Source organism: Paraburkholderia sp. BGA-UO-ETr-F12, assembly GCF_059567945.1.
Genome location: NZ_JCAQOZ010000046.1, coordinates 358,033 through 371,972, shown reverse-complemented (window position 1 = coordinate 371,972; position 13,940 = coordinate 358,033). Strand labels below are relative to the sequence as shown.

At 64.4% G+C, this 13,940-nt stretch carries 11 protein-coding genes; 7 read left to right on the top strand and 4 right to left on the bottom strand.

Annotated elements, in window-relative coordinates:
* Positions 1-143 precede the first annotated feature (143 nt).
* The 4 genes from AC57B6_RS20870 to AC57B6_RS20855 form a co-directional block, all read right to left on the bottom strand.
* Positions 144-401: a DUF4148 domain-containing protein gene (locus AC57B6_RS20870; protein WP_030100411.1), complete on the bottom strand. Its 258-nt coding sequence runs from the start codon at positions 399-401 to the stop codon at positions 144-146.
* Between the two features lie 139 nt (positions 402-540).
* Positions 541-1,314, bottom strand: coding sequence for a slipin family protein (locus AC57B6_RS20865; protein WP_028194694.1), 774 nt, complete (start codon positions 1,312-1,314; stop codon positions 541-543).
* Positions 1,311-2,981, bottom strand: a complete 1,671-nt coding sequence (locus AC57B6_RS20860) for an NfeD family protein (protein WP_496422022.1) — start codon at positions 2,979-2,981, stop codon at positions 1,311-1,313. The genes AC57B6_RS20865 and AC57B6_RS20860 overlap by 4 nt, the downstream gene beginning before the upstream one ends.
* A gap of 81 nt (positions 2,982-3,062) precedes the next feature.
* A complete protein-coding gene (locus AC57B6_RS20855; protein WP_028194692.1) occupies positions 3,063-4,109 on the bottom strand; it encodes an AraC family transcriptional regulator in 1,047 nt (348 codons plus the stop codon).
* A 258-nt stretch (positions 4,110-4,367) separates the two neighbouring features.
* Here AC57B6_RS20855 and AC57B6_RS20850 point away from each other — a divergent pair, with 258 nt between their 5' ends.
* From AC57B6_RS20850 to AC57B6_RS20820, 7 genes are all read left to right on the top strand, one after another.
* Positions 4,368-5,501 (top strand): acyl-CoA dehydrogenase family protein, encoded by a 1,134-nt coding sequence (locus tag AC57B6_RS20850; protein WP_144194899.1) that lies wholly within the window; start codon positions 4,368-4,370, stop codon positions 5,499-5,501.
* A gap of 170 nt (positions 5,502-5,671) precedes the next feature.
* Complete coding sequence (locus tag AC57B6_RS20845; protein ID WP_183799333.1) at positions 5,672-7,363, top strand: AMP-binding protein; 1,692 nt, start codon at positions 5,672-5,674, stop codon at positions 7,361-7,363.
* Positions 7,364-7,454: 91 nt separating this feature from the next.
* A complete protein-coding gene (locus tag AC57B6_RS20840; protein WP_028194689.1) occupies positions 7,455-8,972 on the top strand; it encodes a CoA-acylating methylmalonate-semialdehyde dehydrogenase in 1,518 nt (505 codons plus the stop codon).
* Positions 8,973-8,999: 27 nt separating this feature from the next.
* The gene (gene mmsB, locus AC57B6_RS20835; RefSeq protein WP_496422021.1) at positions 9,000-9,914 is read left to right on the top strand and encodes a 3-hydroxyisobutyrate dehydrogenase; all 915 of its coding nucleotides are present in this window, start codon (positions 9,000-9,002) and stop codon (positions 9,912-9,914) included.
* The gene (locus AC57B6_RS20830; RefSeq protein ID WP_496422020.1) at positions 9,911-10,747 is read left to right on the top strand and encodes an enoyl-CoA hydratase; all 837 of its coding nucleotides are present in this window, start codon (positions 9,911-9,913) and stop codon (positions 10,745-10,747) included. Before mmsB ends, AC57B6_RS20830 begins: the two co-directional genes overlap by 4 nt.
* A complete protein-coding gene (locus AC57B6_RS20825; protein ID WP_496422019.1) occupies positions 10,744-11,892 on the top strand; it encodes an enoyl-CoA hydratase/isomerase family protein in 1,149 nt (382 codons plus the stop codon). The genes AC57B6_RS20830 and AC57B6_RS20825 overlap by 4 nt, the downstream gene beginning before the upstream one ends.
* 201 nt (positions 11,893-12,093) lie before the next feature.
* Entirely contained in the window at positions 12,094-13,683 is a 1,590-nt protein-coding gene (locus AC57B6_RS20820) for a PAS domain S-box protein (RefSeq protein WP_496422018.1), read from the top strand.
* Positions 13,684-13,940: the final 257 nt, after the last annotated feature.

Sequence of the window (13,940 nt, the reverse complement as noted above, 5' to 3'; positions counted from 1 at the left end):
AGGAGGGCGACGGCAGAGGCATGCCTTACAGACGCGCCAGATGCATTGTCTGCGCAGCGGTAAGGAACACTGCGCCGGCATCGCCCGCAACCGTTGCAGTCGCGGGCGGCCGGCTTGCCGTTCGAAGGCTGGGGTGAGACCGGTTACTGGGTCATGCTTGCGCCTTGCCGCTGCGCGCGACGCGCGGCGACAATGCGGCCGGCGCGCTGCGCGTTGTCCGGATAGTCGATCCAGTCGAGCGGATCGTAACCGGCGGCGCGCCAGTCGGCCAGATCGGCTTTCACCTGGGCACGCGTGAGCGGCGCCGACGGGTCGTAAGGCCGTGAAGTTTGCGCAAACGCGGTGCTCATGCCAACGGCGGCCAATAGCGCGCCGAGTCCAACTAAAGAAACGATTTTCATGATTGGCTCCTATGGAGCGGTTAAAAACAATCCCCGCATTTTAATTTTCGTAAGCTTTTCGATTAAGCCGGTTGAACGTAATGCACCGTTTCATCCGGCGCTTCAAAGCGGCCCCGATTGACGCCGCGTGCCGCTCGTCTCAGGGAGGCGAAGGCTTGCTGAAGCGGTCCAGCACCGCGCTCAGCAGATCGATCGGCAGTGGAAAGACGATCGTCGAATTCTTGTCGGCGGCAATCGTCGTAAGGGTTTGCAGATAACGCAACTGCATGGCCTGTGGTTGCCGTGAGAGCGTCTGCGCCGCCTCCAGCAGATGCTGCGAGGCCTGCAGTTCGCCTTCCGCATGAATCACCTTGGCGCGGCGTTCGCGTTCCGCTTCGGCCTGACGCGCAATCGCGCGGATCATCGTTTCGTTGATGTCCACATGTTTGATCTCGACGATCGATACCTTGATACCCCACGCATCGGTCTGGGCATCGAGTACCTTCTGGATGTCGGCGTTCAATTGCTCGCGCGCCGCCAGCAAATCGTCGAGTTCGTGCTTGCCGAGCACCGCGCGCAGCGTAGTCTGCGATAACTGGCTGGTCGCCTCGAAATAGCGCGCGACCTGAATCACTGCCTTCTCCGGATCGACGACGCGGAAATACACCACCGCATTGACCTTCACCGACACGTTGTCACGCGTGATGACATCTTGCGGCGGCACGTCGAACACGACGGTACGCAAATCCATCCGCACCGCCTGCTGCACGATCGGGACGATCAGCACGAGCCCCGGCCCTTTGACCTTCCAGAAGCGTCCGAGCATGAACACCACGCCGCGCTCGTACTCGCGAAAAATCCGTATCGACGATGCAATCAGTACCGCCACCAGCAGAATCAGAATGCTGCTGAAGCCAAATGTGAAACCGATCATGTGTGTTCTCCTTGTTGTTGTACTTCCGCGGGCACCACGGTCAGCGTCAGTCCGCGCCGTGCCGTGACGCGCACCGCTTGACCGGCTGCGACCGGGGCCGTGCTGGACACCCGCCAGCGCTCACCTTGTACCTGCGCCCAGCCGGCCAGCGTGCCGCCCGTGGTGGCGTTGGTCGTGGCGATTCCCGCTGCATTCGCACTTGCGCTTGCGGCTGCGCTTGCGTCTGCGTTTGCGGTTACGTCTTCAGTTACGCCCCCAGGCAGCGGACCCGCGTCGAGCATGACGCCGAGACTGCCGATCAGCCCTTCGGAGCCGGTCACCACGGGCCGGCGTCGTGCCCGCAACGCGAGCCTCGACACACCGAACACAAACGCGACGCTGAACACCACCACCGCCGCGATCAGCGGCAGCGGAATGCCGTAGCCGGGCACGTCGGTATCGATCAGCATCAGCGCACCGATCACGAACGCGATCACCCCGCCGAAGCCGAGCGAGCCGAAGGTCGGCAGAAACGCCTCGCCGATCAGGAAGGCAATGCCGAGAAAGATCAGGCCGAGCCCGACGTAGTTGATCGGCAGCATCTGCATCGCGAACAGTCCCATCAGCAGACTGATGGCGCCGACCACGCCCGGCAGCAGGAAGCCGGGATTGGCGAACTCGAAGAACAGCCCGTACATGCCGATCATCAGCAGCACCAGCGCGACATTCGGATCGGTGATGACCGCAAGGAACTGGCTGCGCCAGTCGGCTTCGAGCGCGACGACCGGCGCATTTGCAGTGTTCAGCCTGACGTCGCCGCGGCTCGTGCTGATCGTGCGGCCGTTCACCTGGCGTAGCAGGTCCGCAATGTCGCGCGCATTCAGATCGACCACGTGCTGTGCGAGCGCCTCGCCGGCCGACAGGCTGACGGCCTCGCGCACGGCGCGTTCGGCCCAGACGGCGTTGCGGCCGCGCAACTGGGCAAGACCGCGGATGTAGGCAGCCGCGTCGTGGACCTGTTTGCGCAACTCGGTGGATTGGGTGTCGAGCGGCAGGGCGGCGCTGGCCGGCGTGGCTGCGCTGGCGGCGTTGGCCGGGCCGGCTGACGCAGCGGCGCCGGGTTCGTTTTTGGGTGCGCCGGCGCCGGGCAGACCCGGCATACCGCCGCCCGCCGGCGGTTCCGCCCCGCCGATGCCCATCTGGATCGGCGTCGCCGCGCCGAGGTTGGTGCCAGGCGCCATCGCGGCAATATGGCTGGCGTAGACGATATAGGTGCCCGCGCTCGCGGCGCGCGCGCCACTCGGGGCGATGAAGGTGGCGACAGGCACTGGCGAAGCGAGAATCGCCTTGATGATCTGCCGCATCGACGTATCCAGCCCGCCGGGGGTATCCAGTTGCAGTACGGCGAGTTGCGCGCGCTGGTCGGCGGCGCGCTGCAGGCTGCGCACAATGAAGTCGGCACTGGCCGGACTGATTGCGCCATTCACCGGAATCACGACCACGCTATCAGGCGCGATGCTGGCCTGGGCAGCCGAGGCCGGCGGTGCGTTTTCGCACAACGCGAAGCCGAGCGCCAACAGGACGCCGAACGCGGTCATGCCGCGCATCAACCGGCCCGCGACGCCGCCACGGATAAGCGCGGCGCGCGGACCAGACTGCCGGAACGGGAGACGTGGATACGTGCTCATCGCTGACGGCTGCCGCGCCATGCCGACGGGTATCGACGGCGCGGGCCGCTACCTCAGGAAGGCTGGCCTGCTCCTTACAGCTTAGTCCGATTCCGTGCGGCGCGTGAAATCCGCATGCGCCGGCCGGTAGTCGCCTGGCCGCATGCCGGTCCACTTGCGAAACGCGCGATGAAACGCGCTCGGTTCGGCAAAACCCACGGCGGTGGCGATGTCGGCAATCGTGCGCCCGCTGTCCTGCAACTCGCCGATTGCGATGTCGCGCCGCAAGTCGTCCTTGATCGACTGATACGTATAGCCTTCCTGCTTCAGATGGCGCCGCATCGTCGCTTCGGCGACATTCAGGCGCAGCGCCATCTGGTCGGCGGCGGGCCAGCTGGCCATCGGCAGCGCGCGCAGCATTTTGCGCACCCGCGCGGTAAGCGAGCCGGGATTACGGTATTTGACGATGAAGCTGCCGGGCGCATCGCGCAGAAAGGGCTTTGCCGATTTGCTGGTCTGGATCACCGGGAGGTCGAGAAACGCCGTCGAGAGGTCGACGTACGACTCGGCCTGATCGAACGCCATGTCGTCGCAGAACATCAGACGGTACTCGTGCGCGGCAGGCGGCTCGGCGCAGCGAAAACGCGCTTCGATAAGCGGAATGCGGCGTCCGACCAGCCAGCACAACAGGCCGTAGACGAGGATGAAGTAGGTCGCGTAAGCGAACATGGCGGGCGGCTTCGCGCCTTCGCGTTCGACATAGCGCAGCCGCACGCGCTGCGCGTCCGTCTCGATCCGTGCGCCAAGGTCGTCCAGCACGAGCTGCATGAAGCCGACCGCCCGCTTGAGCGCCTGCGCGCCGTTACGTGCGCTCAACGCCATCTGCGTCATCGCGATGAAACTGCCGCTCTTCATGCGGTGCGAATCCTGACCGAAGAATTCGTCGTCCAGCGCGCGGGCGATGCCGGCCCATAACGCGCCGTACTGCGCCGCCGAAACCCGGCTTTTCGGCGACGCCAGCATGGTGGCCGCAATGCCGGCGGCTTCGGCGAGCGGCAGCGCATCGAAACCGCGCGCCCGTGCCAACGCCAGAGCCTCTTCGACCAGGCTGACGGAAATCGTGCCTCTGTCATTCTTGAAGTTCTTCATGTTTCTCATGGCTGTCTGGCAAACGCGCTCAACATTTTCCTTGGAATGAAGTGCGAATCCCCTGAAAAGTCGGCCTGATCCGGCCTTTCATGATACAGGCATGGCAAATGCGCTCAAACAGAATGATCGGGCTGAGCATCGAACCTGTCCAGCGGCTTGCCTACACTTGATCTGAATCGACCGCGGGACGCATTGCCCGGAGACACCCGGCGAGCCAGCCTCGCCGCCGCGACTCGATGCATATAACAGGATTGAGCCATGGATAGCTTCTATACCGAAGAGCAGCGGATGATCCGCGACGCCGCGCGCGACTTCGCCACTGAGCGCCTCGCGCCGCACGCCGCCCAATGGGATCGGGATGCGTTACTGCCGGCAGACGTGGTCGCACAAATGGGCGAGCTGGGTTTCCTCGGCATGATCGTGCCGTCCGAGTGGGGCGGCTCCTATACCGACTACGTGGCTTACGCGCTCGCAATCGAAGAGATTGCCGCGGGCTGCGCCTCCTGTGCCACGCTGATGAGCGTGCACAACTCGGTCGGCTGCGGGCCGATCCTGAACTTCGGCACCGACGCGCAAAAGAACCGCTATCTGAAGGACCTGGCCACCGGGCGCGCCATCGGCGCGTTCTGCCTGACTGAGCCGCAAGCCGGCTCCGAGGCGAACAATCTGCGCACCCGTGCCGTGCACAGCGACGGCAAATGGGTGCTCAACGGCAACAAGCAGTTCGTGACCAACGGCTCGCGCGCCAATGTGGCGATCGTGTTTGCCGTCACCGATCCTGAACGCGGCAAGCGTGGCCTGTCGGCCTTCATCGTGCCGACCGATACGCCGGGCTTCAACGTCGGCAAACCCGAACACAAGCTAGGGATTCGCGCCTCGGACACCTGTCCCATCTCGCTTGAGGATTGCGCGGTTCCCGAGGCCAATCTGCTCGGCGAACCGGGCGAAGGCCTGCGCATTGCGCTGTCGAATCTCGAGGGCGGCCGTATCGGTATCGCGGCGCAGGCGGTCGGCATCGCGCGTGCCGCGTTCGATGCCGCGCGCCGCTATGCGAGCGAACGTGTCCAGTTCGGCAAGGCGCTCAAGGACCACCAGACTATCGCCAGCATGCTCGCCGACATGACCACGCGCCTGAACGCCGCGCGTCTGCTCGTGCACCATGCGGCGCGGCTGCGCACGGAAGGTTTGCCGTGTTTGTCGGAGGCCTCGCAGGCCAAGCTGTTCGCGTCGGAAATCGCCGAGGATGTGTGCTCGAAGGCGATCCAGATTCATGGCGGCTATGGCTATCTCGAGGATTACGCCGTGGAACGCCACTATCGCGACGCCCGCATCACGCAGATTTACGAAGGAACCAGTGAAGTGCAGCGGATGGTCATTGCGCGCCAGGTTTAAACGCGAAGCAAACGGTGTTTGAGCGCAAAATAGCCTGGAAGCAGGGCAAAAAGCACGGCAAAAAGCAGGACAAAAAAAGCAGAAGCTAAAAGCAGAGCGCATAGCGCGCCATCAGCATGGGATCGGACGAGGCGCCAAAGCGCTCACGCCGGCCGACAATGGAGACGACGATGACTGTAGCGAAGGGTTTTCTCGAAGCGCGTGACCTGTTATTGCGCCATCGCACCGACTACGACCGCGCCTACCGCGAATTCGCATGGCCGGCGCCAGGCGAGTTCAACTGGGCGCTCGACTACTTCGACGTGATCGCGCGAGACAACGACAACCCGGCGCTATGGATCGTCGACGATCTGGCCAGTGACGGCTTGCGGCTCTCCTTCGCGCAGATGTCGGAACGCTCGTCGCGCATGGCGAACTTCCTGCGCGGTCTCGGCGTGGGGCGCGGCGACCGCCTGTTGCTGATGCTGCCGAACCGCGTCGAACTGTGGGACGTGATGCTTGCGGCCATGAAGCTCGGCGCGATCGTATTGCCCGCCACGACCCAGCTTTCCGCCGACGACGTGCGCGACCGCGTGCAGATCGGCGGCGCGCAGTTCGTGGTGGTCGATAGCGCGGAGCTCGCCAAGTTCGATGCGCTCGACGTGCCGCTGACCCGCATCTCGGTCGGCACACCGCGCGACGGCTGGATCGACATCGCCGCCGCTTATGATGCATCGCCGCAATTCACGCCGGAGGGCGTCACGCGCTCCACCGATCCATTGCTGCTGTACTTCACGTCGGGCACCACCTCCAAACCGAAGCTCGTCGAGCACACCCACCAGAGTTACCCGATCGGCCATCTGTCGACGATGTACTGGATCGGTCTGCAGCCGAACGATATCCACTGGAACATCAGCTCGCCGGGCTGGGCCAAGCACGCGTGGAGTTGCTTCTACGCGCCGTGGAATGCGCAGGCCTGCGTGTTCGTCTACAACTTTCCGCGCTTCGTGCCGAAAGATACGCTCGACGTACTGGTGCGTTTCAACGTCACCACGCTGTGCGCGCCGCCCACGGTCTGGCGCATGCTGGTGCAGGAACATCTCACCGACTATCCGGTGAAGCTGCGCGAGATCGTCGGCGCGGGCGAGCCGCTGAATCCGGAGATCATCGAGCGCGTCAGGCATGCGTGGGGAATCACGATTCGCGACGGTTTCGGCCAGACCGAAACCACCTGCCAGATCGGCAACCCGCCCGGCCAACCGGTGGTGGCGGGATCGATGGGCCGACCGCTCCCGGGCTACCGGATCGAGCTCCTCGATGCCGACGATCAGCCCGTCACCGAAGGCGAAATCTCGTTGCCGCTGGCCGAACGTCCGCTCGGTTTGATGACCGGTTATGCGAACAACGCCAACGCCACCGCGCAAGCCATGCGCAACGGTTTCTACCATACGTCCGACGTCGCGCTGCGCCGCGATGACGGTTACTACGTGTACGTCGGCCGCGCCGATGACGTCTTCAAATCGTCCGACTACCGGCTCAGCCCGTTCGAACTCGAAAGCGTGCTGATCGAACACGAGGCGATCGGCGAAGCCGCCGTGGTGCCGAGTGCCGACGCGCTGCGCCTGTCTGTGCCTAAAGCGTTCGTCACCGTGCGGCAGGGCTATGAAGCCGGCCCCGAACTCGCGCGCGCGGTGTTCGCGTTCTCACGCGAAAAGCTTGCGCCGTACAAGCGGATTCGCCGTTTGCAATTCAGCGAGCTACCGAAAACCATCTCCGGCAAGATCCGCCGCGTCGAATTGCGGCGCCGCGAAATGGAGCGCGAAACCGAGCCCGCGCGCCTGCCCGGCGAGTACTGGGAAGAGGACTTCCCGGATCTGCGTTGATTCGTTGTTTCCAGTCACCGGTTGGCCCTCATAGGGCCGTCCATGGTCACCGATACGGCCACCGATATGGCCACTGCACAGGAGTTCCAGCATGAACACAATTGCTTCGAACCAGGTCCCCACCGTCAAGCTGCTGATCAATGGCGAGTTCGTCGAATCCAAAACCACCGAGTGGCGCGACATCGTCAATCCGGCCACCCAGGAGGTGCTCGCCCGCGTGCCGTTCGCCACCGCGAATGAAGTGAACGAGGCGATCCAGTCGGCGCACACTGCGTTCAAGACGTGGAAGGACACGCCGGTCGGCGCGCGCATGCGCATCATGCTGAAGTTTCAGGCGCTGATTCGCGAGCATTCGCCGCGTATCGCGAAGACCTTGAGCGCCGAGCAGGGCAAGACGATTCCCGACGCGGAAGGCGATATTTTCCGCGGGCTTGAAGTGGTCGAGCATGCCTGCTCGATCGGCACCTTGCAGCAGGGCGAATTCGCCGAGAACGTCGCAGGCGGCGTGGACACCTACACGTTGCGCCAGCCGATCGGTGTATGCGCCGGCATCACGCCGTTCAATTTCCCCGCGATGATCCCGTTGTGGATGTTCCCAATGGCGATCGTCTGCGGCAATACATTCGTGCTGAAGCCTTCCGAGCAGGATCCGTTGTCGACGATGCAACTGGTCGAATTGGCGCTTGAAGCCGGCGTGCCGAAGGGCGTGCTGAATGTGGTGCACGGCGGCAAGGACGTGGTCGACGCGCTCTGCACGCACGATCTGGTGAAAGCGATTTCCTTCGTCGGTTCGACGGCGGTGGGCACGCATGTCTATCGCCTTGGCAGCGAACACGGCAAGCGCGTGCAATCGATGATGGGCGCGAAGAACCACGCGGTGGTGCTGCCCGATGCGAATCGCGAGCAGACCTTGAACGCGCTGGCGGGCGCCGGGTTTGGCGCGGCGGGACAGCGTTGCATGGCGACTTCGGTGGTCGTGCTGGTCGGCGCGGCGCAGCAATGGCTGCCCGATCTCGTCGCGAAGGCGAAGACGCTGAAGGTCAACGCGGGTAGCGAGCCGAATACCGACATCGGCCCGGTGGTTTCGCGCACTGCGAAGCAGCGCATTCTCGGCCTGATCGAACAGGGCGTGAAAGAGGGCGCGACGCTCGCGCTTGACGGCCGCGACGTGAAGGTGCCCGGCTATGAGCAAGGCAACTTTATCGGCCCGACCGTCTTCACCGACGTCACCACCGACATGGAGATCTACCGCCAGGAAATTTTCGGCCCGGTGCTGGTGGTGCTGAATGCCGCGACGCTCGACGACGCGATCGCGCTCGTCAACCGCAATCCGTTCGGCAACGGCGTGGGTCTCTTCACGCAAAGCGGCGCGGCGGCGCGCAAATTCCAGAGCGAGATCGATATCGGCCAGGTCGGTATCAACATTCCGATTCCGGTGCCGGTGCCGTTCTTCAGCTTTACCGGCTCGCGCGGCTCGAAACTCGGCGACCTCGGGCCGTACGGCAAACAGGTCGTGCAGTTCTACACGCAGACCAAAACCGTCACCGCGCGCTGGTTCGACGACGACACCGTCAACGACGGCGTCAACACGACCATCAGTTTGCGCTGAGCCATTCAGTCCAGTGGAGACAACACCATGAAAATAGGCTTTATCGGACTCGGCAACATGGGCGCGCCGATGGCGCTCAACCTGCTCAAGGCGGGCCACACGGTCAAGGTATTCGACCTCAATGCGCAAGCGGTGCAGGCGCTCGTCGAGGCGGGCGCCAATGCGGCCGCTTCGCCGAAAGCGGCGGTGACCGACGTCGAATCCGTGATCACGATGCTGCCCGCGGCCGCGCACGTGCGCAGCGTACTGACCGCGGACGACGGCGTGCTCGCGGGAATCGCGAAAGGCGTACCGATCATCGATTCGAGCACCATCGACCCGGCCAGCGTGAAGGCGTTTGCCGAACTGGCCGCGCAACACGGCAACACCTTCGTCGATGCGCCCGTTTCGGGCGGCACCGGCGGCGCGGCGGCCGGCACGCTGACCTTCATGGTGGGCGGCAGCGCGAGCGCGTATGAGCAGGTCAAGCCGGTGTTGTCGGCGATGGGCAAGAACATCGTGCATTGCGGCGACACCGGTACCGGCCAGGTCGCGAAGATCTGCAACAACCTCGTGCTCGGCATCACCATGGCCGGCGTGGCCGAGGCGATGGCGCTGGGCGAGGCGCTCGGCATCGACACGAAAGTGCTGGGCGGCATCATCAATACCTCGACGGGCCGCTGCTGGAGTTCGGACACGTATAACCCGATGCCCGGCGTGATCGAAACCGCGCCGTCCACGCGCGGTTATACCGGCGGCTTCGGCACCGATCTGATGCTCAAGGACCTGGGGCTTGCCACCGACGCCGCGAAATTCGCGCGTCAACCGGTCTATCTCGGCGCGTTGGCGCAACAGCTTTATCAGACGATGAGCACGAGGGGCGCGGGACGGCTGGACTTTTCCGCGGTGATCAAGCTCTACCGCGACGACAGCAAAGACGGCAAGGGCAGGGACGCGTCATGATCGAACTCGACTATGCCCACGACGGCGCCGTCGCGCTGCTGACGCTCAAGCGGCCACCCGCGAACGCATTCACGCCGGATGGCTTGCTGATGTTGCAGCAGACCGTCGAACGTCTGAACGGCGAAGCGCGCGTGCGGGCCATCGTGATAAGCGGCGACGGTCCCAAGTTCTTCAGCGCGGGCGCCGATCTGAACACGTTCGCCGACGGCAATCGCGAGGTCGCACGCACAGCGGCGACGCGCTTCGGCACGGCGTTCGAAACCTTGCAGAGCGCGCGGCCGGTGGTGATCGCGGCGATCAACGGTTATGCGATGGGCGGCGGGCTCGAATGCGCGCTGGCCTGCGATATCCGCATCGCCGAGCAACACGCGGTGATGGCGCTGCCTGAAACGGCGGTGGGCCTGCTGCCCTGCGGCTGCGGCACGCAGACGTTGCCCTGGCTGGTCGGCGAAGGCTGGGCCAAGCGGATGATCCTGACCGGCGAACGGGTGGATGCGGCGACCGCCTTGCGTATCGGTCTCGTCGAAGAAGTAGTGGACAAGGGCGCTGCACGCGAGGCCGCGCTGAGCATGGCCGCGCGTGTCGCGACCTTGAGCCCGCAGGCGGTCGGCTTCAGCAAGACGCTGATTCATCAGGGCCGCAACGGCGTGCCGCGCGCGGCGGCGCTCGCGGTGGAGCGGGAACGCTTTGTCGATCTGTTCGACGGCGCCGATCAGCGTGAAGGCGTCAATGCGTTTCTCGAGAAACGCGCGCCACGCTGGCAGGTGACGCAGGTTGAGCACGCAGGGCAGCTCCAACCGGGTGCCAACGTCGAACAGGAGCCCCGTCGATGAGCGCTTTGCAGAGCGTCGCCACCGATACGAGCGCGGAAGCGGAGCGCGAGATTCTGTTTCGCGTGGTCAACCGTGTGGCGATCATTACGCTGAACCGGCCTGCCGCGCTCAATGCGCTGTCGCATGCAATGGTGCGCGAGCTTGCCGTACTGGTCGAACATTGCCGTACCGACGACGGCATCGTTGCCCTCGTGCTGAAAGGCGCGGGCGCCAAAGGTTTTTGCGCGGGCGGCGACGTGCGCGAGGTGCACCGGCTCGCGAAGAATGGCGATAGCCGCTGGCTGGCGTTTTTCGTCGACGAATACCGGCTCGACTATGCGCTGCACCGGTTTCCGAAGCCGGTGGTCGCCTTGCTCGACGGTATTTCGATGGGCGGCGGCATGGGGCTCGGTCAGGGGGCGCGGCTGCGCATTGTCACGGAGCGGAGCAAGGTCGCGATGCCGGAAACGCGCATCGGCTTCCTGCCCGACGTTGGCGCGACGCGGTTCCTGAGCGTGATGCCGGCGGAAGTCGAACTTTACGTCGGGCTCACCGGTGCGACCTTATCCGGCGCCGATGCGCTGCGCCTGCAACTCGCGGATCTGTGCGTACCGGCCGATTGGCTTGCGACTTTCGAAGAGCGCCTGCAGCGCATGCCGCACGCGGGGGACCTGCTGGGTGCGTTGCGCGGCGTGTTCGAGCCGCCTTGCAATATCATTCCCCACGCCGCATTGGGGCCGTTTACGCAACTGATCCTGAAACACTTCGACCGGCGTTCGAGCGTCGAGCGGATTGTCGCGACGCTGCGCCAAGACCTGGAGCGCGAGCCGCCGCGCGAGGTGAGGCAGTGGCTGCAGTCTACCTACGACGCGATGGCCGGGCATTCGCCCACGATGCTGTATGTCGCGCGCGAGGCATTGCTGCGCGGCCGGCAGATGAGCCTCGCGGAGTGCTTCCGGATGGAACTGGGCATCGTCAAGCGGGTGATCGAGGAAGGCGATTTCTGCGAAGGCGTGCGGGCCCACTTGATCGACAAGGATCGCAAGAGCCGCTGGGCGCCCGCGACACTCGCGGAAGTGAGGCCGGAACGGGTCAGGCATTTTCTGGCTTCGCCGTGGAAGCGGGAGAGCCATCCGTTGGCCGCCTTGGGAGCGGAAGAGGGCTGAAGTCCAACGCCTGCGGTAACCAGCACCCGCCACGCTTGCCACGCAGCATGCGGCGAAGGCGGGCGCTTTTTGCTGCTTGCGTGCTGCACCTGGTGCAAGTGCACCAGTAAGCCTGGTGCATTGACCATTGGCGCCGCGGCGCGTTTTGGGCGATTCTGGCGTCTGGACAGGCTCTCGCGTGCTTCCCGCACGTCCACAATAATGACTGCAACACCCTCCGCCGCGCCCGCTCCACCGCTGTCGACCGACGCTTTGGACGACACCCCGCCGCCAGCCGACGACAAGGTACTGCGCACCCAGACCGACCGTCGCCAGTTGCAGCAGATCATTACGGGGTTGACCGAGGGCGTGATCCTCGTCGAACCGGACCAGACCATCGTCTGGGCCAATCAGGCCGCGCTGCAGATGCACGGCATCACCGAAGTCGCCCAACTGGGCGCGGACGTCACCGAATACCGCGAGCGCTTCCGGCTGCGTTACCGCAACAATCACCCGCTGCCGGAAGGCGGCTACCCGATCGAACGGGTGGTGGCGGGCGAGTGTTTCAGCGACGTGGTGGTCGAGGTTTTCCCCGCGCATGACGATGAAGTGAACTGGGTGCACCGCGTGCGCAGCCTCGTGCTGACCAACGCCCGCGGCGAGCCCGACTGCCTTGCGCTGATCCTGCACGATGCAAGCGAATGGGCGAGCGCCGAGAAGCGTTTCGAGAAGACCTTCAACGCCAACCCCGCGCCGGCGGTTATCTGCCGCCTCAGCGATCGGCGCTACATCAAGGTCAATCAGGGCTTTCTGGAGATGACCGGCTATGTGCGCGAAGACGTCATAGGCCGCTCCGTGTACGAACTCGATGTGTTCGAAGGCGCGGAGAAGCGCGAACTGGCAATCGAACGGCTCAGCGAAGGCGCGACGATTCCGCAGATGGAGGCGCTGCTGCGCCTGCCGGAAGGCGGCAACAAGTTCGTGGTGGTGGCGGGACAGCCGATCGACATTGGCGAAGAAGCGTGCATGTTGTTCACGTTCATGGATCTCGAACCGCGCAAACGCGCCGAGAGCGCGCTGCGGCAGAGCGAGGAACGCTTTGCCAAGTCGTTCCGGATGACGCCGGTGCCTACCGCGCTGTTCGTCGCCGACGACTACATGACGCTCGATATCAACGATGCCTTTACCGCGACCACCGGCTTTTCCTCCGAAGAACTGCTGGGCAAGCCGCTGGACCGGAGCGGACTGTGGAACGGCGACGCCTGCGAGCGGATCAGCGCGGCGTTGCAGGAGTCGGGCAGCCTGCGCAACGTCGAATTCCAGGTGAGCAATCACGCGGGCGACGTGCTGAACTGCCTCGTGTCGGCTGAAGCGGTCAGCATTCACGGCAAGGATTGTGTGCTGATGACCTTGCTCGACATCACCGAGCGCAAGCGTTCCGAAATGGAACTGGTCACCGCGATTGAAACCGTCATGCAGGACGCCTCCTGGTTCAGCCAGACGCTGATCGAAAAACTGGTCAACGTGCGGCGCGCGAACGCGCCCGACGCCGGCGGCCATCTCGCCGACCTGACCGCGCGTGAGCGGGATGTGTTCTCCTGTTTGTGCGCGGGTCTCGCGGACAAGGAAATCGCCAGAGAGCTGGGGCTCGCGCCGAACACGGTACGCAACCATGTCGCCACGATCTATGCGAAGCTGGATGTACATAGCCGGGGCGAGGCGATCGTGTGGGCGCAAAGCCGTGGCCACTTCGGGCTCGCGCCTGGCAAAGCCGCCAAAGCGCCACGCCGTAAGGGTTCGAAGACGGCTTAGGCGGATTTCCATTGCGCTTCACTCGCAGGCGAGGTGGCCGGGAACGAAGCGTGCTACACAGATGCGTCCGGGCCGCTGCGGGACGAAGCGGCGCAGATCGGCTCGCGGGTTCAGGCGCGCGGGCGTGCGGTTCAAATGCACCAGGCGATCCGGTGCATTCGCGCCTGTCGGCAGATGCGGTGAAGCTGGACAATGAGTTCCTGCGTCGAGTGTTCGTGGGCAAGCGCTCAGGCTTTTCTGACGCGACGTGCTCGACG